Genomic DNA, 21,682 nt, shown 5'->3' with positions numbered 1-21,682 from the left:
ATACAATACAATTGTATAATACAAAATAAATCAATACCTTTGCGTTTTCTACATATCTGAAATAGTAAGGAGACATGCTAAAAATGAATCAATCAAAGTCCGTTTTGGGTATTTCTCTACCACTTCCAAATGGAACAATCATTAAGAATAGAATTTTTAAATCTGCCATGAGTGAAGCGTTGGGAACGGTTTATCAAAATCCAACTGAATCATTGGTTACTTTATATAAAACCTGGGCTGAGGGGGGTGCGGGTATTGTCATGACAGGTAACGTTATGATAGATCGAAATGCTTTAGGAGAGCCGAATAACGTTGCTTTGGAAGATGAACGTGATTTAAAGATGTTAATGAAGTGGGCGAAAGCGGGAACTGAAAATGGGACTCACCTTTGGATGCAGCTTAATCATCCAGGGAAGCAGTCACCAAAAATGATTTCAAAAGAACCTGTAGCACCAAGTGCAGTTCCTCTTACAGGAGGTTTAAAACGATTCTTTAACCAACCACGTGCTCTTCAGGTGTCTGAAATTGAAGACTTGATTAACCGATTTGGAGAAGCAGCAAGAATTGCGAAAAAAGCAGGCTTTACAGGTGTTCAAATCCATGCAGCACACGGATACCTTTTCAACCAGTTTTTATCCCCTTACCACAATCAGCGAACAGATGAATGGGGAGGAACCTTAGCAAATCGAATGAGGTTTTTGGAAGAATCGTATAAAGAAATCCGGAAACAAGTCGGGAGATCATTTCCAATCGGTATTAAACTTAACTCAGCTGATTTTCAAAAGGGTGGATTCACTGAAGACGAGTCCATGGAAGTTCTTCAGAAAATGTCCGAATTAGGGATTGATCTCATTGAAATTTCTGGGGGGAATTACGAGAATCCGATAATGATGGGTGTAGATGTAAAAGAAACTACAAAAAAAAGAGAAGCGTATTTTATAGACTATGCAAAAAAGGCTCAGGCATTAATCACTACTCCAATAGTAGTCACAGGCGGCTTTCGTACTCAAAAAGGCATGGAAGAAGCTATTGCGAACGGAGAAATTGATATGGTTGGAATTGCAAGACCTTTTGCCTTAGTGCCGGACTTGGCAAATAGAATCTTTAATGGCAGTTATGAAACCGTTCATGCAAAACCAATCCGAACGGGGATTAAACGAATAGACAAGAGTGCTTCCTTGTTAGAAATTGGTTGGTATGAACAGCAGTTAGCAAGAATGGGGAAATCTAAATCTCCAAACCCTGACCATAATGTCTGGATATCTTTAATACAAAATCTTCTAGGGAATGGTCGTAGTGTCTTCTTTAGAAGAAGAGCATAGACGATACCGTTATGGTGTGTAGTTCTTTATTTTTTTGTATAATTATTCAAAAGTGTAAGTAGTTCGTCTTTGTATCTGATACCCCTTTTTAGAGCAGGACCATTTGCTGTTTTAACATATATCTGTTATTCTAAGAAAGAGTTATTTTTGTTCGTTTTCAGATTGAGAAAAGATTTTGTTTTTCGTCTAAGTATTTGAGCAAGGGTAGTAACACATTGTGTGGATATCCGCACTAGGAGGCAACAATTATGGAACAAGGTACAGTTAAGTGGTTTAATGCAGAAAAAGGTTTTGGATTCATCGAGCGTGAAGCAGGAGAGGACGTATTCGTACATTTCTCAGCAATCCAAAGTGAAGGTTTCAAATCTTTAGACGAAGGTCAAAGTGTAACGTTTGAAATTGAACAAGGACAACGTGGCCTACAAGCTACAAACGTTCAAAAAGCTTAATAATAACTAGAAAAAGACCCTACAAGTAGGGTCTTTTTCTATTTGCTTAAATTAATTTTAGGTACCCTGCGCGCGGAACTATTCTGTAACAACAATGCAATACTATAATAATACAGATTAAATCAATAACTATGCGGTTAGTCTTTACTTTCAGTGTAATTGCTTAAAAATGAGAATTGTTCGTCTTTGTGTCTGGCACAGATGCCTCTTTTACTACTTTAAACGATTAATCCACTTTCTTACTCGAATTTTGAATAATCTCCGTAATATAATCCATCGTGATTTCCGAAACCTTTTCCACTTCATGAATCGTCCGGTTATTTAATAGATTTGTGAGCATACCTTGCCAAATAAGAATCGTCATCTCATTGACCTTATCAATGTCCACTTCATCGATAAAGCCCTCATTTGCAGCGATTTCCAAAATGGACCGACCTCGTTTTGACACGTTACGTTCAAATAGAATGTGTTTAAGCTCTTCTGGAAAACTGATCAGATCAGTTGGATAAATTTCATAGTAATCTGCCAAGAGCTTCTCAGGAGGATTACCTAAATCCATGATAAATACAGCATGAAAGATTTGTGGCTGTAGGAAGGAGTGCTTACAAAAGCATTCCCATGAGAGTATGTATTTTTCTAACGGATTTTCCCCTTTTTCAATAGCGTTCTGCACGTCATTTGTATATGTTTTCAAAAACTTCATGGAAGCGAAAAATATTAAATGTGAAATCTCCGTAAAATAATTGTAAATGGTCGCACTATTATAGCCCGCTCGATCGGCTACTTTTCGGATTGTGACATTTTCAATCCCTTCTTCTTCAATTATTTCCGCTGTCGCATCAACAAAGTATTTCCACATCCGGCTTCTTTGAATCTTCTTATTCTCCATTTATGAACACCCCTATATTCTGCATAGTACCATTAGATTGACATTAGTATGCCCATTATACAATATCTACTAAAAAAATAGTTGTTAATTAGATTGTTCTATGTTTTTCAATGTGTTAATATAATCAGTATAAATTTATAATCATGATTATTTAAACTAGTCTGGTTTTAAAATACTCATGAATACTAAGTTTTTATTTACTCGCGTGAAAAAGCAGTTTCATCCTTACTGTGGGAATTGGTGGAGGGAACGAGATAATATGGAAATCCGATTATCCGGAAATGCTGGATAGGTTCAACAAACAATCAATGGCGTTATGGGAAACCGCACTGATTGAAATAGTCTTTAAACGGATAGGTATGAATTGAGAGATGGGAGAAATATAGTGAATTATTTCCATTACGCTCGCTATTCGTGTCTTAAATGAAAACGTTACCACGTAGAGAAATTAGCTGCAAATCATGGTTTTTAACAATACGAATTTGAAAAAGGGGATTGGAAGTATGGGGAAAGTTAGAATTGATCCATTTGTATTCTGGACATCAATCGTCGTTATCTTTGCGGCAACTGTGTTATTAGTGTTAAACCGAGGAACAGCGGAACCGTATTTGGATAAGCTAATGACTTCCATTACCTATCAAATGGACTGGGCATTTCAGTTTTTAACAATCGGATTATTTATATTACTGATTTATTTAGCCTTTAGCCGTTTTGGGAAAATTAAGTTGGGTGAAGGCAAGCCCGAATTCTCCACATTCAGCTGGGGGACAATGTTGTTCACAGCAGGCATGGGGACAAGTATTATGTATTGGTCAATGTTGGAACCGATTTATTATTTCATGGGACCACCTTTCGGAATTGAGCCCGAAAGTAATGAAGCAGCAGAGTGGGCATTGACGTATGGCTTATTCCATTGGGGAATATCGGCATGGTCACTTTATGCTTTCCCGACAGTTGTCATTGCTTACTCGTATTTTGTAAAGAAACGTCCTTCGTTAAAAATGAGTACTGCACTTAGTGGGGTTCTCGGCAAATATTCAGATGGCAAGATTGCAAAATTAATTGATGTGCTGGTTATTTGGAGTTTGGTCGGAGGTCTTGGGACTTCTCTTGGACTTGGTGTTCCAATGGTTTCGGCAGTTGTCGCTAGCATTTTTGGGCTAGATAAATCACTGATGCTCGATACAATTATAGTAATCAGCATTACAGTCATCTACTCTGCCAGTGCGTATATGGGACTGCATAAAGGAATTAAGCGATTGAGCGACATAAACGTCTTCCTTGCATTGGCTCTTGCGGTTTTCGTTTTCATTGCAGGACCGACTTTGTTCATATTGACGTATTTTACCAACAGTTTCGGAATGATGATCCAGAACTTTGCGATGTTGAGTTTTTATACAGATCCAATTAACAAAAGTGGATTCCCACAAGCTTGGACAGTCTTCTATTGGGCTTGGTTTGCTGCCACGGCTCCATTCATGGGCTTGTTTGTTGCACGGATTTCCAAAGGACGCACGATTCGCCAACTCATTACACATATGCTGTTATGGGGGTCAATCGGAGGGTGGACTTATTTTGCGGTCTTCGGTGGATACACGATGAATTTACAATTAGATAACATTCTTCCGGTAAAAGATATTCTAACCGATAGCGGTGGTCCAGCGACAGTTGTTGAAATCTTGAAGTCATTGCCACTTAGCTACATTGTGTTACCGTTCTTTGTTGTGTTGGCGATTATCTTTCTATCGACCTCACTCGATTCTGCGACCTATATTCTTGCGGCAATTGCAACGAAGGAAATAAAGGATGGGCAAGAACCAGCAAGATGGCATCGTATGGTCTGGGGTGCGATACTGGCAGTCCTATCGGTAACCTTACTACTTGTAGGAGGATTACGTGTCATTCAAACTTCTGCCGTCGTTGTATCCGTACCGATATTAATCATTTATTTATTGTTAATTGTTTCGTTCTTCAAATGGTTAAAGCAGGATTTTCCGAATAAGTAAATCTAGTTTAACTAAGGAAAACTTCATTCGCATGCTAGGTTTTTAAATTATTAATTGGAGGTAATTATATGGTTTTCAATGTACGTGAATCGAACCGGTCAATTAAAACAAAATTTCCGAGAGAGGTTAAGGAAATTGAACATATCTGGATTCCGTTGTCAGACGGGACACGTCTATCTGCACGCATCTGGTTACCTGTGGACGCAGAACAACAGCCGGTTCCCGCTATTTTGGAATACCTTCCTTATCGTAAAAATGATTTTACAGCGCTAAGGGATTCGATTCGTCACCCGTACTTTGCGGGTCACGGCTATGCGAGCATTCGTGTGGACATGCGTGGATGTGGCGATTCAGATGGGATTTTATATGACGAATATTTAAAGCAAGAGCAGGACGATGGACTGGAAGTACTATCATGGATTGAGAAACAACCATGGTTTACAGGCGGAGTGGGTATGATTGGAAAATCGTGGGGCGGCTTTAATGGCCTGCAGATGGCGGCACGTCGCCATCCCGCGCTGAAAACAATCATTACACTTTGTTCGACAGATGATCGTTACGCTGATGATGTTCACTATAAAGGCGGTGCACTTCTTGCATCGGACATGCTTTGGTGGAGTTCTACGATGCTTGCCTACAATGCGCGACCTGCAGATCCCGACGTTGTAGGGGATGCATGGAGAAATAGTTGGTTGGAACGTTTAGAGAAAACACCGCCATTCGTAGAAGAATGGATGAGACACCAGCGTCGCGACGAGTACTGGAAGCAGGGTTCCATCTGTGAAAATTATGATGATATCGACATTCCTGTCTATGCGGTAGGAGGATGGGCAGATGGCTATACCAATGCCATCCCTCGTTTACTTGAAGGATTGAAAGGCCCTCGCAAAGGGTTGATCGGTCCATGGGCGCATGAATATCCTGAAGTCGCGGTTCCTGGTCCACAAATCGGCTTTTTACAAGAATGCGTACGCTGGTGGGATCATTGGTTAAAAGGCGTTGATACAGGCATCATGGAAGAACCGATGCTACGTGCATGGGTCCAGGATAGCGTACCGCCTAAAACGGATTACACGATTAGACCAGGTCATTGGGTTGCTGAAAATGAGTGGCCACCCAAGGCGCAAGAACAAAAATCCTATTATCTGAACAAACAACAGCTTTCTGATAAACCGGTTGCGGAACAAGCAATCACTGTTTCAAGTGTTCAGCATCATGGACTCTATTCCGGTGTGTTCTGTCCATTTGGACAACCAGGAGACCTACCTGCAGATCAGCGAATTGAAAATGGTCTTTCTGTAGTCTTCACATCTGACCCGGTAAATGAAGCGATTGAAATTCTTGGTTTTGCCGAGTTTACAGTTGAAGTAGCATCTGACCAGCCAAATGCATTACTAACAGTTCGTCTGAATGACGTAGCACCAGACGGTTCTTCGACACGCGTGACGTGGGGCGTGTTGAACTTGACACACCGAAATAGCCATGAACACCCTGAACACTTGGAACCGGGTAAAAAATATACGGTAACGTTACGTATGAATGCAATCGGACACAATTTACCTGTAGGACATTGTTGGCAATTAGCGGTATCGCCAACATACTGGCCACATGCTTGGCCATCTCCAGAGCCAGTGACATTGACTGTCTTTGCAAATGAAAAAACGCTTCTCACGTTGCCAATCAGACAACCTAAAGCAATCGATCAGGAATTACAACCGTTCGAACACCCAGAAACCGCGGCTGTTATGGAACGTGTGATTCTACGTGAAGCAAACCGGACTAGGGAAATTCGCCATAATACAATTACAGACGTTTGGACGCTTGATGACTTTTCTGATGAAGGGGCAAGAATGCTTCCTAGTAACGGAATCGAATATGGCAGCACAAATCGCAACGTCTATTCCATTGCAGGAGAGGATCCACAAACTGCCAAAGTTCAATGTGATTGGACGCTAACTGTTGGACGTGGTGAATGGCAAACGAGTCTGGAAAGCACCAGTATCATGACAGCAGACGATGAGCAGTTCTATGTCACGAATGAGCTGATTGCTTATGAAGGTGAGGCTGAAGTATTTAACAAAACATGGAGAATAGCGGTGCCTAGGGATTTTGTTTAACTTCATTTAGCAAATCTTTTTTACTGTAAGCGAGGCGCCACTTACAGAAGTCTCCCACTTCTATAAGTGGCGAGATGAATGCGAACGAAGCCTACAATTCAGCCTCCATGCTGAATTGTGGATTTCAGACTAAGAACGCCGTGTCCTGCGGTTATAAGAAAGGATGCAGTTCAATCCTTGCCTGTTGCATACCTGCGTCCTGCAGGCACAAGCTCAATTCAAAATCTTGACGCAATCACACCGAGGCGTGATTGATTTAATTTTCCTCCTTGTACAGATAGTGTTTCTATTAATGGAAGCCTGTTTGTCACAAGGAGTTTTTAGTGGGCTGACGTTTATATACCTATGACTTGTTTTTAAAGAAACGGTCGTAGTTGATATATAGATTGCCTCCGGATCCGTTCCGGCGCAAAAGGGAGACTCCTACTTTATGGCATCTTCGCTCAATTTTTATATGTAATCCTATGTTCAATATAATTGGATTGTTACACTCTTTTTGATAATCATAATTACTAAATTGGGTGTGGTAACTAGTATAAATTTTGAGAGGTGATTTAAGCATGATTGTTCAAAAGAGACTGGAACAGTTTAGAAAGTATATGGATGATAACCAGATTAGCTTGGGTTTAATTTGGGAGCCAGATAATCAGTTTTACCTATCAGGTTTCCGTGCTATTTCCTATTCTCGTCCGATTGTGACACTCATTGACAGCGAGAAGACAGTGTTAATCATACCAGGACTTGAAGAAGTCCATGCGGCGGAGAAAGCGAAAGTAGATGCAATGTATGTCTACTATGAACAATTTGGGCTTAGGGATAAGGAATTATCCTATATGGTTCATTTAACGAAACTTATTCAACAAATTCCCGCTGGTAGCTACATCGGCGTTGAGTTGGATAGTCTTCCTTCGAGCGTGTTTATGTACCTAGCTCAACTAGGTTTTACTGTTGTGGATGTAGGCAAGAAGATTACTGAAATGAGAACGATTAAAGATGCGCATGAAATTGAGTTGCTAAAAATAGCGGGTCGTTTGTCAGATCTAGCGATTGCAGAATCATTGAAACATGCACGGCTAGGCATTAGTGAACTTGAATTTGATACGTACGGTGATAGGATTTTACTTGAGATTGCATCAATTGAGTATCCTGACGAACTGATCGGATATGAAGACTGGACATGCTCTGGGATTCGACGCAGCGAAATGCCTCACTTATATTCGAGTACACGTAAGTTTGAAGAAGGTGACGGTGTTGTTCACAGCCGGCAAGTATGGTTCAACGGCTATCGAGCCGAGAATGAGCGAACGTTCTTCGTTGGAAAGCCAACCGAAAAGCAAAAGGATTTATTAAAGCTTGCAACTGAGGCACAACGAGTGGGTATGGAACTTATACGTCCTGGTATTATGGCGAAGGAAGTTGATATTGCTGCCTACGAAGTGTTTAAAAAAGCGGGTTATGGTGAATTTGTCAATCACCGAATTGGACATGGACTCGGACTTTCCGAACATGAAGAGCCGTACTTGAGGTTCGACAATGACCTCATTCTCCAAGAAGGAATGGTGTATACAATAGAGCCAGGCATCTATGTACCCGGAGTTGGTGGATTCAGGCATTCAGATACAGTTATTTTAACAAAGAGTGGCAGTTTCGCGATTACACAGCATCCGAAAACGAATGAATAGATGACATTTCAAGTAATTATTAGGTAAAGACCTGAGGGGGATCCCATGACAGCTATACTATTTATCATCATCGCCATTAATATCGTTTATGTTTCCTTATTCACGTTGCGCGTCATCCTAGTCATTAAAGGGTACCGAATGGCGGCATCGATTCTATCGACGGGCGAAGTGTTTGTGTACCTGATGGGATTGACAATTGTTCTGGACAATTTAGATAATCCCATCAATATTGCAGCGTATTGTATAGGCTGGGGAATGGGTGTCTTCCTCGGAAGTAAGATTGAAGAGCGCTTGGCACTCGGTTATATCGTCTTTGACGTTGTCGTTGATTCACTTGAGATTGAAATTCCCATGAAAATCCGGGAACAAGGGTATGGTGTAACTTCTTGGGTTGCAGATGGAAAAGATGGTAAACGACTCGTTATGAAAGTGTTAGCGAAACGAAATTACGAACAGAAATTAAGAAAACTTGTCCTCTCATATGCGCCTAAAGCTTTTATCATCTCCTATGAACCGAACAAGTTCAACGGCGGATTTTTGCTTAAAAACCTTAACTCAGGACGAAATTAATCTGAAGAAAATGTTGAATATGAATACCGATAAAAAGAGAGTGAGGGGTATGAGAATGGCTTTATTAAAAGATTTATTTATTGGGTTATCCCAAAACCAACTACTAAATACTGCAGCTAAAAAGTACGGTTTGAAATTAGGCGCACAACATGTTGTCGCAGGGACGAATGTCGCTGAAACGATTGAAAGTATAAAAGAACTGAATGCGCAAGGGATTTCTTGTACGGTCGATAATTTAGGCGAATTCGTTTTTGAAAAAGAGGAAGCCACCGAAGCAAAAGGACAAATTCTTGAGGTGATCGAAGGAATCCATACACATAAAGTGGATGCACATATCTCATTAAAACCGTCTCAACTTGGTCTGGATATCGACTATGATTTCTGTTTGGAAAATTTAAAGGAAATCGTGAGTAAAGCGAGCGCTTATGATATTTTCATCAACTTTGACATGGAGGATTACAACCGTCTACAATCATCGTTTGATTTATTAGAAACGCTATCTGAGGAGTATTCTAATATAGGAACAGTGATTCAAGCTTATTTCTTCCGAGCAGTAGATGACATCCAAAAATATAAAAACTACCGCTTACGGATTGTGAAAGGTGCATACAAAGAGTCAGAAGAAGTTGCCTATCAAAATAAGAAAGAAATTGATGATAACTATATTAAGCTCATCGAATGGCATCTGTTAAACGGTAAATTCACTTCAATTGCGACACATGACCATGTAGTCATTAACCATGTGAAAAAGTTTGTGAAAACGAACAACATCTCAAATGACAAGTTCGAATTCCAAATGTTGTACGGCTTTAGAACAGATATGCAGCTTCAATTGTCGAGTGAAGGCTATAATTTCTGTACATACGTTCCTTTTGGTAGTGACTGGTATGGCTATTTCATGAGGCGTCTTGCGGAACGTCCACAGAATTTAAATCTCGTTGTTAAACAAATGTTTAATAAGAAAACGAATAAGGTTATTTGTCTATCGGCAGGGGCATTTTTGCTGGGTAGAGCGTCTAAAAGGAAATAAATTTTCCATAATACGAATAGCAATCCCGATTCAAATGAGGCTATCATTTGAACCGGGCGTTTTGTGTGAATAAAAACTATGCACCTACACGGGGAGCTATTTAGTAAATGCAACTCAATTCTCTAATACAAAGTAAATCAATACCTAGGCGATTTTTCTTTACTTTCGTATAATTACTTTAATATATGAATTGTTTGTTCTTTGTCTGACACAGATACTTCATTTAAATTGTCACAAGACTTACTACTTGTCGCCAGCACAAATAGCAATGGGGAAATATTTTTAAAAAAGAAGGGTAAAATAGCCTAATCCCTCCTTCTTTCATGTTTTCAGTGGTCTGAAGGCTAACATTGGAATATAACAATGTACTATATTAGAATGACTAAAGGAGTGATGTATACATGAAGAAATTTATTAATGCGAATATATATGGGGATCCAGAATCCCATGAATTTTTAGTGGAAAACGGTCAGTTTAAAGCAATCGGTAATAATTTAAACAACGCAGATGAAGTGATTGATCTAAAAGGCTGTTTGGTGTTGCCACCCTATGTTGACCCTCATTTACACTTAGATTATATCTTTTCAGGGCTAGGAGAAGGAAATGCGAATGTATCAGGTACGTTATTTGAAGGTATACAGCGTTGGAGTGATAATAAGAAATCATTGACTGAAGAAATGGTGCGTGGACGTGCGATTAAAGGAATTCAAAAAGAATTGAGTAAAGGGGTTCAGTTCATTCGTACGCATGTGGATATTACTGATCCTAATTTAACCGGGATGAAAGCTTTAATTAAACTACGCGAAGAATTGAAAGATATCGTTACATTACAACTTGTAGCATTTCCTCAAGAAGGGTTCTTTAGATATAAAGGTGCAGAACGTTTAATGGAAGAAGCACTTAAAATGGGTGCTGACGTAGCGGGAGGAATCCCACACTTTGAAATTTCATATGAACATGGCGTTGAATCATTGAAACGTATTGTCAATATGGCAATAAAATATAACGTGATGATTGATATTCACTGTGATGAAAACGATGATCCAAATAGTCGGTTTTTAGAAGTGTTAAATGCGTTTGTTATGGAAAAAAACTATGGTAAATACACAACAGCAAGTCATACATGTAGCTTTGGTTCAGTAGATAACAGTTATGCCAATAAAATGTTAGGTTTATTTAAAGAATCACAAATTAATTTTATTTCTTGTCCAACTGAAAACGCGCATCTACAAGGACGTGGCGACAGTTATCCTAAACGCCGTGGTTTAACACGAGTAAAAGAGTTATTAAATAATGGGAATAATGTTGCATTTGCTCAAGATTCCATTGCGGATTACTGGTATCCATTAGGCAATGGAAATATGATGAACATTTTAGACAATGGTATCCATTTAGCACATTATACACACATTGATGAAATCAATAAGGCGTTCAACCTAATCACATACCACGGTGCAAACCTTATGAGAGTAAACGATGAGTATGGCATTGAAGTGGGAAAACCAGCTAACTTTATCGTTTTAGATGCACAAGATTCTTATGAAGCAATTCGTGAGCGTGCAGAAGTAATTGCATCAATTAGGAATGGTAAATATCTGTTTAAACGTGAACCACGAAAAAATGAAATAGAAATAGATTTCTTAAAACAATAATAAGATTCCTTCATCATCCCTAAAGAGTTCAGTCTCCTCGACACAAAATTGAGGGGATTTTTTTATTTGGTAAGCTTCGAATTAATAGTAAATAGTTCATTTTTCTATGGCGGAATAGCATTACTGTCAATCAACGAAATTTACAGCTTCAGGATCAAATCTGGTGTAATGATACGCCCAACAATCACATCGCTTCGTTGCGATTTCATGACCGTTCACACAAACTCGGTTTGGGCCGTCACAACCATCCAGGCCGCAACATCCATTCAAACGACTTTGATTCTCGTGGTATTGGCAATTTATCACATCATTATTGTTCAGATTGATTCCCACTTCTCTCCATTTTGGAAAAAGCTTTTTGGAATTTCAATAAAACCCATTCGGTACATAGTCTTTTTAAAACTCAGTCACTACTTTCTTTTTATTACAAATAAATCAATGAGATGAATAGTGTCACGCGATTGATATCTCCTGCACACAATTCTGTAACGGCTATGATATCTGCGGGTGTTATGCTAATGCAGGTTAGTGAAAGGGAGGAAATTCATCACATGAAAAAACACATCATTGCACTAGCGGCACTAGCAACATTATCAGTAGGGGCGGCGGGTCAAGCATCTGCATCTAGCGTCCATACGGTAGAATCGGGAGAGACATTATGGTCTATTTCACAAGAGGCTAATGTAAGCGTAGAAGAATTACAAACTTTGAACGGATTAAATTCTACTCGTATCTATCCGTCACAAAAACTAAAAGTGGAAGATAAGATGGAAGTACACGTAGTTGTGAAAGGTGATACTCTTTTCGAAATTGCGAAAAATAACAACCTTTCAGTGGATGAATTAAAGAATAAGAATGGTATTTCAAGTGATATCATCCGCCCAGGAGAAAAATTAGTAGTAGAAGGGTCAAAAACAGCTTCAGCAAATTCATCTACTAACAATGTTACAAAGAAAGCTGTTGCTTCAGCAACTAATGAAATGACAGTTACAGCAACAGCGTATACCGCTTATTGTGAAGGATGCTCGGGTGTAACGGCATCGGGTATTGACTTGCGTTCAAATCCTGACAAAAAGGTCATTGCGGTTGACCCTACAATAATCCCGCTAGGAACACGCGTGTGGGTTGAAGGGTACGGAGAAGCCATCGCGGGAGATACTGGCAGTTCTATTAAGGGGAAAAGAATTGATGTCTTTATGGAAAATGAGCAAGACGCACTAAATTGGGGACGTAAAACGGTTACGATTAAAGTTCTAGATTGATACTATTACCGATTACTGGTAGTTAGAAGTTTTACTGAAATTGTAAAGAAAAGAATGCAACTCAGCCTTGTACGTAAAAAGGGCTGAGTTTTTTGCGTATCTTCAAATACCTGCGGGCGATGGGCTAAACAAATGACAAACGGACTTATTTATCAAGAAATACAAAAGCTAATTCAAATGAGGGATTAACCTATGAAGTATCCTCATCTTTGCGTGCAGTCGCCGGCTTCAGCATAGATTCTCCCATCCCTAAAAAACTTTTGAAACTTTTTCTGAAAACCTACGTCTGTACGTTGCTTAATAGACGGTGGAGGTAAAGGGATGAGGAAGATTTCCAGTAAATTGTCGTTTGTTGTTTGCTTGATTGTATTTATAATGAGTATTGGTGCGATATGGATTTTGGTTGAATCGCAAGGAAGAGTGTTTGCGCAGGGTAAGGAAGCGGAGCGGTTTGTCACGAAGCGGGTATTTGAACGGGTGTTGACAGTGCAGGAACGTCAGCCGATTTACATGAAAGGGGCGGCCTTGACGCAGATTGGCGAGTTGGAGGCGGATCAGCCCGTTGCTATCACAGGTGAGGATGAGGCATATTATGAGCTTCGATTGGGAAATATGACAGCCTTTGTCCGTAAGGGACAGGCGACGGTTGAAAAAAAGAAGCTTTCGACAGTTGTACATACGGAGCGGTTGGCTGCGGTTCATACGCTGCAAAAAACGGCAGTTTACGAGGATGCTGATTTGCAGAGCAGCGTTATACTGGAGTTGGAAGAAGGGTTTCGCTATCCGATTGTACGGGAGGAAGAGGATTGGTATATCCTTACAATAGGAGAGCGACCGGGATATATTTCTAAGCAGTCCGTTGCAATGGATACGGGTCTACCGGTGCTTGTGTACCATCAGGTTTTGCCTCGCGAGTCGATGAGAACGATGGATAGTACGATTTCCTTGGAAGTATTTGAGCAGCAGATGGGGTACTTGGCGGATCATCATTTCGAGACGCTGACGGCACATCAGCTGTATGATTATTTGGAAGGGCGCCTTATTGTACCGAGCAAAGCAGTGCTCATTACATTCGACGACGGGTTATTGTCAACGAAGGAGTATGCATATCCCGTTTTGAAGCAATACGGGTTTCGTGCGCTTCAGCACATTATTTCCTCACGTACGGATCGGGCGCAGGGAGCGCAGCTGTTTGATGCGGAAGGTCCGCTGCAGTTTTTTACTGCTGCAGATTTAGAAGAGCTGGCGGATGTTTTCCAGTTCGAAGCACATACATATGAATTGCATTCACTTAATAAGGTTTCAGGTGAAGGTATTGCGTTAGATCGTTCAAAAGAAGAGATTCTTTTGGATTTACAGCAAAATATTGAGCAAGTGCCGGCAGCGGTTTCATTAGCCTATCCGTATGGGCATTATAATGAAGATTTCATCGCGGCGGCTAAAGAGGCAGGGGTGCTGATTGGCTTTACGACGAAAGAAGGGTATGCAAATAGGAAGACTTCAAATTATGAAGTATGCCGATATGGAATAACAGAAAAAAAGTCGTTTGAGCAATTTGTTGCGTATGTGGAGGGGGATATGACGTGGCCGTAGAAGAGGGCGAGGGTTTGTAAATGAGTACTATTGATCAAATAATCGATGAGCATTCGCGTTATTTAGTGCGTATCGCTTATTTATATGTGAAGAATTGGTCGACTGCGGAGGATGTTGTACAAGAAGTATTTATTACGTATTTTCAAAAGAGTGACCAGTTTCGCAATGAGGCATCCTTGAAGACCTATTTAACGAAAATGACAGCCAATCGTGCAAAAGATTATTTGCGCTCGTGGAAGCATAAAAAAGATGTACTGTTCGATACAATCTTTGTTTCGGCAAAAGGCGCAGAAGAAGTAGTGTTGGAGCAAGAGCGGCTGGCAACACTTGAAAAAAATCTTTTCCTGCTTCCGTTAAAATACCGCGAGCCTTTAATATTATTTTATTATGACGAGCAATCTATAGCGGAAATAGCAAACTATCTGCAGCTGAATGAAAATACCGTAAAAACACGGCTGCGAAGGGCAAAGCAGCAGCTAAAGGAATTTTTTGAGGAAGAGGACAGGGAGGTAGAGAGCAATTGAGCGATTTTAAAAGTAAGCTCGATCAAATGATGGGCGATACATCGAAGCAGGAAAGGCGGATAAAGCAGCGTGTACATGAACGTGTACGGCCACCGGTTAAAAAGTTTTCTTGGCAAGTGCTATTTGTCTCTGCGGCGATACCTGTAGTTGCACTGTTTTTTATACTCACAATCGACCCTCTGAATTTTCTTTCTTCAAATAAGGGACCAGGTGTCCCATATGATCCACTGGATGACTTGGCGCAAATCTCGGCACTGCAGAAGAAGAATCAACTGTCATCAGTTGATTATGAGGAATTTGCGTCACTTCCGAATTTTGATCAAGTCGACGGTCTATATTATGTGGATAAAGAAAAATTTTCATTAACAGGGAGTTCGGATGCATTCCATACGGTCATTGAGCGCAAAGCGAATTTATTCGATGAGGTTGTCTATGAGGCGGGCGACATTGTACGCACGATGACAAATACGACTAGCCATTTACCGACATATATGGATGCCTACTACGAGGTGATTGCGGTCCCGGGAGATCGTGTCGTGCTGAAAAACGGCCAGTTGAAGATAAACGGCAAACCGTTGCCATCTGAAATTAGGGATCGTTATGAAAAACAGGGAATCGCGATTGTAGGAGGTTACGACCAGCTGTTGAATGCGCGCGAATATTTATTAGTGAACCATTTTCCAGCAAGTAAAACGGTGCAGGGGGCAGCGATTACCCCAGTGCATAAAATTTATGGAGAAGTTGTAGGCATTGCAACGGAAGAGCGTACCCATTCGATGTATATGGATTATTTATCCGGACAGCTTACTGGTGAATATACACCGGAGCAATATTTTGATTTGTATTTGTATGACGAACTGTTGGGCTTCGGCAATTTGCCGGAAACGCCTGCGTTTACACAAATTAGCCGGTTAGGTGAACTTTTTTTAGAGGCATCTTATCGGAAAACGGCTCCTGTTTCTGAGAATGAGCTTGAAATCCACTACCAATATGAGCGAGAAGGGGTAGCGGAGCGGGTGTTTACAATGAAGCAGGATGCAGGCTCAGATCGTTGGGTGATAGCAGAATAGCAAAGGAGGGGTATGGGAACCCCGCCATAATTTTTTTCGGAAAACCAGGTTGGCAGCTGTCCAGAAGAAGTAGCCGTCAACCAACCGCTCACTATATAGAGACACCAACCTGGTTTTCCATCAGCTAGTTTGAAAAACATTGGTAATAGCGAATAGTTTCTTCTATATCAAAAACTACTACTAGAATAGAAAGGAAGAATGCGAGTGAGGAAGAAACTTATTATGGTACTCGGCGCACTATTGCTCGCTTGCGGTCTGCCTTTATCCGGCACGTTTGCAGCAAGCACAGAGCGATTTTCAGACGTACCATCATCAAAACATTTTGCAGAAGCAGTCTATAATTTGGCGGAACGCAATATTATCGGAGGCTATTCGGACGGCACATTCAAACCCGGAAACTCTATCACAAGAGGACAGGCGGCCGCAATCATCGCGAAGATGATCAAGTTGGACACCTCTAAAGTGAAAGATCCAGGGTTTAAAGATGTCCCGAAAGCGAACGGCTACTACAAAGCCATTGCAGCTATGGCGGAAAAAAGCATCATCAGCGGCTATGGGGATGGACGTTATGGTCCGAACGATCCAATTACACGTGGACAGATGGCTTCGATTCTCGTTAAAGCGTTCGATTTGCCGCGTTATGACTTCACGTCGTATAAAAGTCCATTCGAAGATGTGAAACTTGGGACAGGTCATGATCAGAATATTTTGACCATCTACAGACTTGGCATTACTACAGGAAAATCTGCTGACAGGTTCAGCCCGAATGAGTCCATTACAAGAGGACAAGCGGCTAAAATGCTGAAGGCGACCGAGGAAGCGAAGGCGCCGATTGTTACGGTGCGGGCAAGCGACTACAAGTGGGAACAGTTTAAAATGTTCGATTCCAATCATAAGGATACCGGTTTGTTCCATGCAGTGGTAGGAAGCGATAAACCCAATAGCCGTACGGCGGATAAGATCCACTTAGTCCCGCTACAAGAAGGGACGGGTACATTTAGTGTCGCTTTAGTGTATTCGGGAAATCCGGATAAGAAATACTACCAAAAGTATTATGTGTATATCAAAGAAGTCGATGGCGAGCTGAAGTTGACATTGGAAGAGACCGAAGATTTTCTAACTACACCAGCTATAATCAGTGTTAAAGAACAAGTCCAGAACGTTTCGCTCTCCACGATGGATGGAAAGAAGCTGTCTGACAACGTGAAGTTCAGCAAATGTCTCTCGAACAGTCCCTCTGATTGCTACGATGCTGAAGAGGTCAATCAGGATGGCAAGTATAATAATATACGTATCGGAATCGATAAACCGGGTCGGTATATCGCCACTGTCCGTTTTGCTGATGGAGAAGAAGTACGGTATGGCATGGTGGTGGAAAGTTCCGCTCCGAGTTTTTATTTCAGCATGCGGATATTAGAGGAAAAGACGTCCGCGACATTGAATTTGGGAGCAGATGGGAAGATAGGAAGGCATGTAATACCAAAAGATGCCGAGCAGATTGCCGTGGTCACAAGAGATCCAGAAAGTAACTTGTTCCGCGCTGATGCCAAGAAAGCAGGTTCATTCTCCATTAAGTTCCCGGACAATACCGACAATTATTTCCTAGGCATCAATGTGTATGTAGAGCAATTAGGCCCTATTATGAATATTGGTATGTACAAGGATGTCTACGTGGACCACTGATGGAAGGAGTATAAATGAATTTAGGGTACCAGCATCCATCACAATTTCGAACTGTATTAGACACTGGTACCGCTTTTTATATGGAGATACCATAGTGGTTTTCCAACCACCCAACAGTATGGATTTAAGGTGCCTGTGGAATGAATCATTTCTTTCCGCAGGCACCTTGTTAAAAAATAGGAGGTTCTATCATTTTGAAAAGTAAACTGACTGCCGTATTGACGGCTCTACTGCTCATTTTCGTTGCGACTCCATTTCAAGTACAGGCTGCCACTCAGTTTTCCGACGTGGGTAAGCATTGGGCAAAAAGTGAAATCATGTATTTATCCGACCGAAATATTATCGGCGGCTATTCGGATGGCACATTCAAGCCGAATGAGCCGATCACTCGGTCGCAAGCAGCATCGATGCTCATCAAGGCATTAAAAATTCCACTGACGGAAAATACCTCCGTCGCATTCAAAGACGTATCCAAAAAATCACCGTATTATCAGATCCTGGCGACGGTGAATGAAAAAGGAATTCTCCGCGGCGACAATGGCTACATGCGTCCTGGTGAAAAAACATCTCGCGCGCAAATGGCCGCGATCCTGCGTCGCGCGTTCGACATGCCGCTCGACAAGCAAGCAACATTTATTGACGTCACACCGTCACACTGGGCCTATCAGGACATCAATGGAATCGCAAAACAGCGCGTCGCGGGCGGATCGAACGGCAAATATATGCCATCAGACTCTGTCACGCGTGCACAGTTTTCGGCATTTTTAGTCCGTGCCATGGATGATAAGATGAAACTAAGCAACTACCATTCTTATGTCAGTACAAAAGGTAAAACCGTTGAACAGGGTGGCTTTACCTATTTCACTGAGCGGGACCAAAAGTACAATTATTCTATTATCAAAGAAAATAAGGAAACCGGTAAACGCGAAGTGATTTTGAAAAGAGAGGATATACCGAAGAGCCAATGGGATTTCGGCTCGGTTATTTTCATGCATGATAATACCCGGCTCGTCCTTTATAACGATGAGCTGTATATCCCTTACTGGAGCGGCGGATTTTCCGAAGCGGATGAAGTGCCATTTGCTTACGCTGTGATGAAGATGAAGACGGATGGACAAGATTTGGTGAAAATGAAAGAGCCGAGCCTGATGAGCAATGTGTTTGTTTGGAATGATCGGATTTTCTACACAGGTAGGGGTCTACCCTACATTGGTCCGGATGATTTTGTGGACACTACGTTATCGCTTTATTCCACAGCGATGGATGGCAGCAGCGATAAGAGGAAGGAATTTACTTTTGATGCGCGCGTGACGTATGACTATTACGAGGAATCAAACAACCAACCAAACCTGTATCGGGAAGCGGGCGACGATTTCCTCTCCGTGCTGCATGACCACTCCACGATGTATTATTTCAATAAAAAAGGCGTCTTCAAGTACAGTTTACTGGATAAAAAAACAATCAAGTTGTCGAATATCCTTGGGAAACGGATGGAAGTGACGGATACGCAGTTGATTGTGACAGACACGAAAGGGAAGAAACATTCGTTGAAGAAATGATAAAAAGACTTCCCTATTTTTAGATAACTGTGCGCGAAACTATTTAGGGAATAGAATACAATTCTATAATAATGCAAAGTAAATCAACACATATGCGATTTTTCTTTAATTTTTGCATAATTACTTGCATGTGTAAATTACTCGTCTTTTTGTCTGACACAGGTACCTCTTTAATATTCGGAAAACCAGGTGTTATTTGTCCAGAAAAAGAAGCCGTCAACCAACCGCTTACTATATAAAGACACAAATCTGGTTTTCCATTCACTCAATTTTAGGTACCCGTGCGCAGAGCTATTCAGTAAAGACAACTCAATTCTATAATAATACAAAGTAAATCAATACCTATTCGGTTATTCTCGATTCTTTGTAAAATTACATGGGAATGTGAATTGTTTGTCTTTCTGTCTGACATGGGTACCTCTTTTACTATATTAATAAATTCCAGAGGAGTTGATAAAATGTTCATCCAAAAGGTAAAGTTGACTGTGGTGGCACTTGCAATTGCAGGCAGTTTGTTAGTCTCGCAGGCTAGTGCGGAAATTTCAAGCGATTTTTCGGATGTGCCGACTACCAAACATTATGCGAGTGCGGTTTATGAACTTGCAAATCGAAACATCATAAGTGGGTACGAGGATGGTACATTCAAGTCTGCCGCATCCATCACACGCGGACAGGCAGCTGCCATTATCGCGAAGCTGTTGAAGTATGATACGAAGAATGTCAAAGACCCTAAATTCAAGGATGTGGCGTCGTCTCAGTGGAGTTATGGTGCAATTGCAGCACTTGCCAATGCAGACGTTATTAATGGCTACGGGGATGGACGATTCGGACCGAATGATTCGATTACTCGGGCGCAAATGGCTTCCATTCTTGTAAAAGCTTTTGGTTTTCCTCCCTATTACTACAGTAGTAGTGAAAATCCATTCACGGATACCCAACGTTTGGCCAGTCACCAAACGACTATTAACATTCTGTACAAAATGGGGATTACATCAGGGACCACTCCAACAACATTCAGCCCCAATGCACCGATTTCAAGAGCACAGGCTGCAGTACTCATTACAAAAGCGGAGAAAGTGAAAGCGTCAATCGTTACGCTTAAAGCAGCTGACTATGGCTGGAATTCCATCTATTCATACTCGAGCTACCATGACCAAGACAACATCATTCATACGGTTGCAAGTGATAAGTTCAACTGGGAAGAAATTCAACTTGTTCCTATGCGTGAAGGTACTACCACGCTTTCTATGACGGGAAGTACAAGGGATCCTATAACAGGTGTGGATTCGCATGACGACTATAGGAAGTATTATGTACATGTGACGAAAGAAGACGAACAATTAAAAATTACATTGGAAGAGTCAGAAGACATCCTTACGACTGAAGTTCTCTTAAGCTCATCGGGAGAACAGGTGAAAAATATTTCACTTGCCACGATGGAAGGTGAAACAATCCAACAGGAAGTTAAGTTAAAATCTTGTGATTACCATCCTCTCCACGCCGCTCCCGAGTGTTTTTCAATAGATGATCCGGGAGAATATATCGCGACAGTCCAATACGCTAGTGGAAAGAAAGCTCGCCATGCGGTTGCTGCATCCGTCTATAAGCCATCCTTTTATTTATCTGTCCATAAGCTTGAAGAAAAACCAACTTTCACAATCGATCTTGGTGGTACGGCCGATCAATTTGGGGAATATGTTATGCCAAAAGGTGGCGAAAAGATTGCCATCATTTCGAGGGATAAAAACTCCAACAGATTCCACATCACCGGTGTATCGGAAGGCAAACTGCAAATCGTTTTCCCTAACAGCAAAGCCGCTGTTGATCGATTTGACATACAAGTCCGCAAACTGGGGTCTATTATAAATGTAAATGCTTCCAAACAAAATGAAGATTACTAATATTGAACCACTGAAACCCCTTAGCCTATGTAAATTGGTTAAGGGGTTTTAGATTTTAGGTACCTAATAAGTAAAAAAATACAAGCATTTCTAAATAATGCAAAATAAATCAACATCCATGGAGTTTTTCTTTACTTTGTGCATAATTACTTGAAAATGTGAAGTGTTCGTCATTGTGTCTGACACGGAGCTACCTCTTTAAAGCCAGTTGGTGTTAAAGTTGATTCAGGAAGTGATTCCAGCGATTAAGATGTATAATGCTAGAGCTGCATGGGTGGTTGCTAACAGAATATATACGAAACAGTCTTTGATGTTAGCGAAATGAAATGATGTCCGAATGATTGACCGGGATGAATTGATTCAGATGAGTATT

General features: G+C 41.0%; 16 protein-coding genes. 15 read left to right on the top strand and 1 reads right to left on the bottom strand.

Features of this window, described 5'->3' with window-relative positions; all coding sequences use genetic code 11:
• The first annotated feature begins 83 nt into the window (after window positions 1-83).
• On the top strand, window positions 84-1,322 hold the full coding sequence (locus ACGLYD_RS11700; protein WP_340742446.1) for an NADH:flavin oxidoreductase/NADH oxidase family protein: 1,239 nt from the start codon (window positions 84-86) through the stop codon (window positions 1,320-1,322).
• Window positions 1,323-1,570: 248 nt separating this feature from the next.
• Window positions 1,571-1,771 carry a cold-shock protein gene (locus ACGLYD_RS11695; protein WP_025783429.1) on the top strand — a complete coding sequence of 67 codons (201 nt, stop codon included), beginning with the start codon at window positions 1,571-1,573 and terminating at the stop codon, window positions 1,769-1,771.
• 226 nt (window positions 1,772-1,997) lie between these two features.
• Here the strand turns inward: ACGLYD_RS11695 and ACGLYD_RS11690 are convergent, their stop codons facing one another.
• Window positions 1,998-2,660, bottom strand: a complete 663-nt coding sequence (locus ACGLYD_RS11690; protein ID WP_338655980.1) for a TetR/AcrR family transcriptional regulator — start codon at window positions 2,658-2,660, stop codon at window positions 1,998-2,000.
• Between the two features lie 503 nt (window positions 2,661-3,163).
• Here ACGLYD_RS11690 and ACGLYD_RS11685 point away from each other — a divergent pair.
• The 13 genes from ACGLYD_RS11685 (at window position 3,164) to ACGLYD_RS11625 (ending at window position 21,309) form a co-directional block, all read left to right on the top strand.
• Window positions 3,164-4,666, top strand: coding sequence for a BCCT family transporter (locus ACGLYD_RS11685; protein ID WP_338655982.1), 1,503 nt, complete (start codon window positions 3,164-3,166; stop codon window positions 4,664-4,666).
• 68 nt (window positions 4,667-4,734) lie between these two features.
• Window positions 4,735-6,783 carry a CocE/NonD family hydrolase gene (locus tag ACGLYD_RS11680; RefSeq protein WP_399628007.1) on the top strand — a complete coding sequence of 683 codons (2,049 nt, stop codon included), beginning with the start codon at window positions 4,735-4,737 and terminating at the stop codon, window positions 6,781-6,783.
• A gap of 560 nt (window positions 6,784-7,343) precedes the next feature.
• On the top strand, window positions 7,344-8,465 hold the full coding sequence (locus ACGLYD_RS11675; RefSeq protein ID WP_399628004.1) for a M24 family metallopeptidase: 1,122 nt from the start codon (window positions 7,344-7,346) through the stop codon (window positions 8,463-8,465).
• 45 nt (window positions 8,466-8,510) lie between these two features.
• On the top strand, window positions 8,511-9,035 hold the full coding sequence (locus tag ACGLYD_RS11670) for a DUF2179 domain-containing protein (RefSeq protein WP_067210904.1): 525 nt from the start codon (window positions 8,511-8,513) through the stop codon (window positions 9,033-9,035).
• A gap of 55 nt (window positions 9,036-9,090) precedes the next feature.
• Entirely contained in the window at window positions 9,091-10,065 is a 975-nt protein-coding gene (locus tag ACGLYD_RS11665) for a proline dehydrogenase family protein (RefSeq protein ID WP_338655988.1), read from the top strand.
• A gap of 401 nt (window positions 10,066-10,466) precedes the next feature.
• Complete coding sequence (locus tag ACGLYD_RS11660; RefSeq protein WP_399628001.1) at window positions 10,467-11,717, top strand: amidohydrolase family protein; 1,251 nt, start codon at window positions 10,467-10,469, stop codon at window positions 11,715-11,717.
• A gap of 551 nt (window positions 11,718-12,268) precedes the next feature.
• Window positions 12,269-12,979, top strand: coding sequence for a LysM peptidoglycan-binding domain-containing protein (locus ACGLYD_RS11655; protein ID WP_399627998.1), 711 nt, complete (start codon window positions 12,269-12,271; stop codon window positions 12,977-12,979).
• 321 nt (window positions 12,980-13,300) lie between these two features.
• A complete protein-coding gene (locus ACGLYD_RS11650) occupies window positions 13,301-14,572 on the top strand; it encodes a polysaccharide deacetylase family protein (protein ID WP_399627995.1) in 1,272 nt (423 codons plus the stop codon).
• Between the two features lie 20 nt (window positions 14,573-14,592).
• The gene (locus ACGLYD_RS11645) at window positions 14,593-15,096 is read left to right on the top strand and encodes a sigma-70 family RNA polymerase sigma factor (protein ID WP_399627992.1); all 504 of its coding nucleotides are present in this window, start codon (window positions 14,593-14,595) and stop codon (window positions 15,094-15,096) included.
• On the top strand, window positions 15,093-16,166 hold the full coding sequence (locus ACGLYD_RS11640; RefSeq protein ID WP_340742442.1) for a S26 family signal peptidase: 1,074 nt from the start codon (window positions 15,093-15,095) through the stop codon (window positions 16,164-16,166). Before ACGLYD_RS11645 ends, ACGLYD_RS11640 begins: the two co-directional genes overlap by 4 nt.
• A 204-nt stretch (window positions 16,167-16,370) precedes the next feature.
• Window positions 16,371-17,849 (top strand): S-layer homology domain-containing protein, encoded by a 1,479-nt coding sequence (locus ACGLYD_RS11635; RefSeq protein ID WP_399627987.1) that lies wholly within the window; start codon window positions 16,371-16,373, stop codon window positions 17,847-17,849.
• Between the two features lie 194 nt (window positions 17,850-18,043).
• Complete coding sequence (locus ACGLYD_RS11630) at window positions 18,044-19,408, top strand: S-layer homology domain-containing protein (RefSeq protein WP_399627984.1); 1,365 nt, start codon at window positions 18,044-18,046, stop codon at window positions 19,406-19,408.
• Window positions 19,409-19,866: 458 nt separating this feature from the next.
• Window positions 19,867-21,309 carry an S-layer homology domain-containing protein gene (locus tag ACGLYD_RS11625; RefSeq protein WP_399627981.1) on the top strand — a complete coding sequence of 481 codons (1,443 nt, stop codon included), beginning with the start codon at window positions 19,867-19,869 and terminating at the stop codon, window positions 21,307-21,309.
• Window positions 21,310-21,682: the final 373 nt, after the last annotated feature.

Source organism: Sporosarcina sp. SG10008 (assembly GCF_044569405.1).
In the GTDB taxonomy this organism is placed as follows: domain Bacteria; phylum Bacillota; class Bacilli; order Bacillales_A; family Planococcaceae; genus Sporosarcina; species Sporosarcina psychrophila.
The sequence above is the reverse complement of the archived record's forward strand: the minus strand, read 5'-3'. Positions and strand labels throughout refer to the sequence as shown.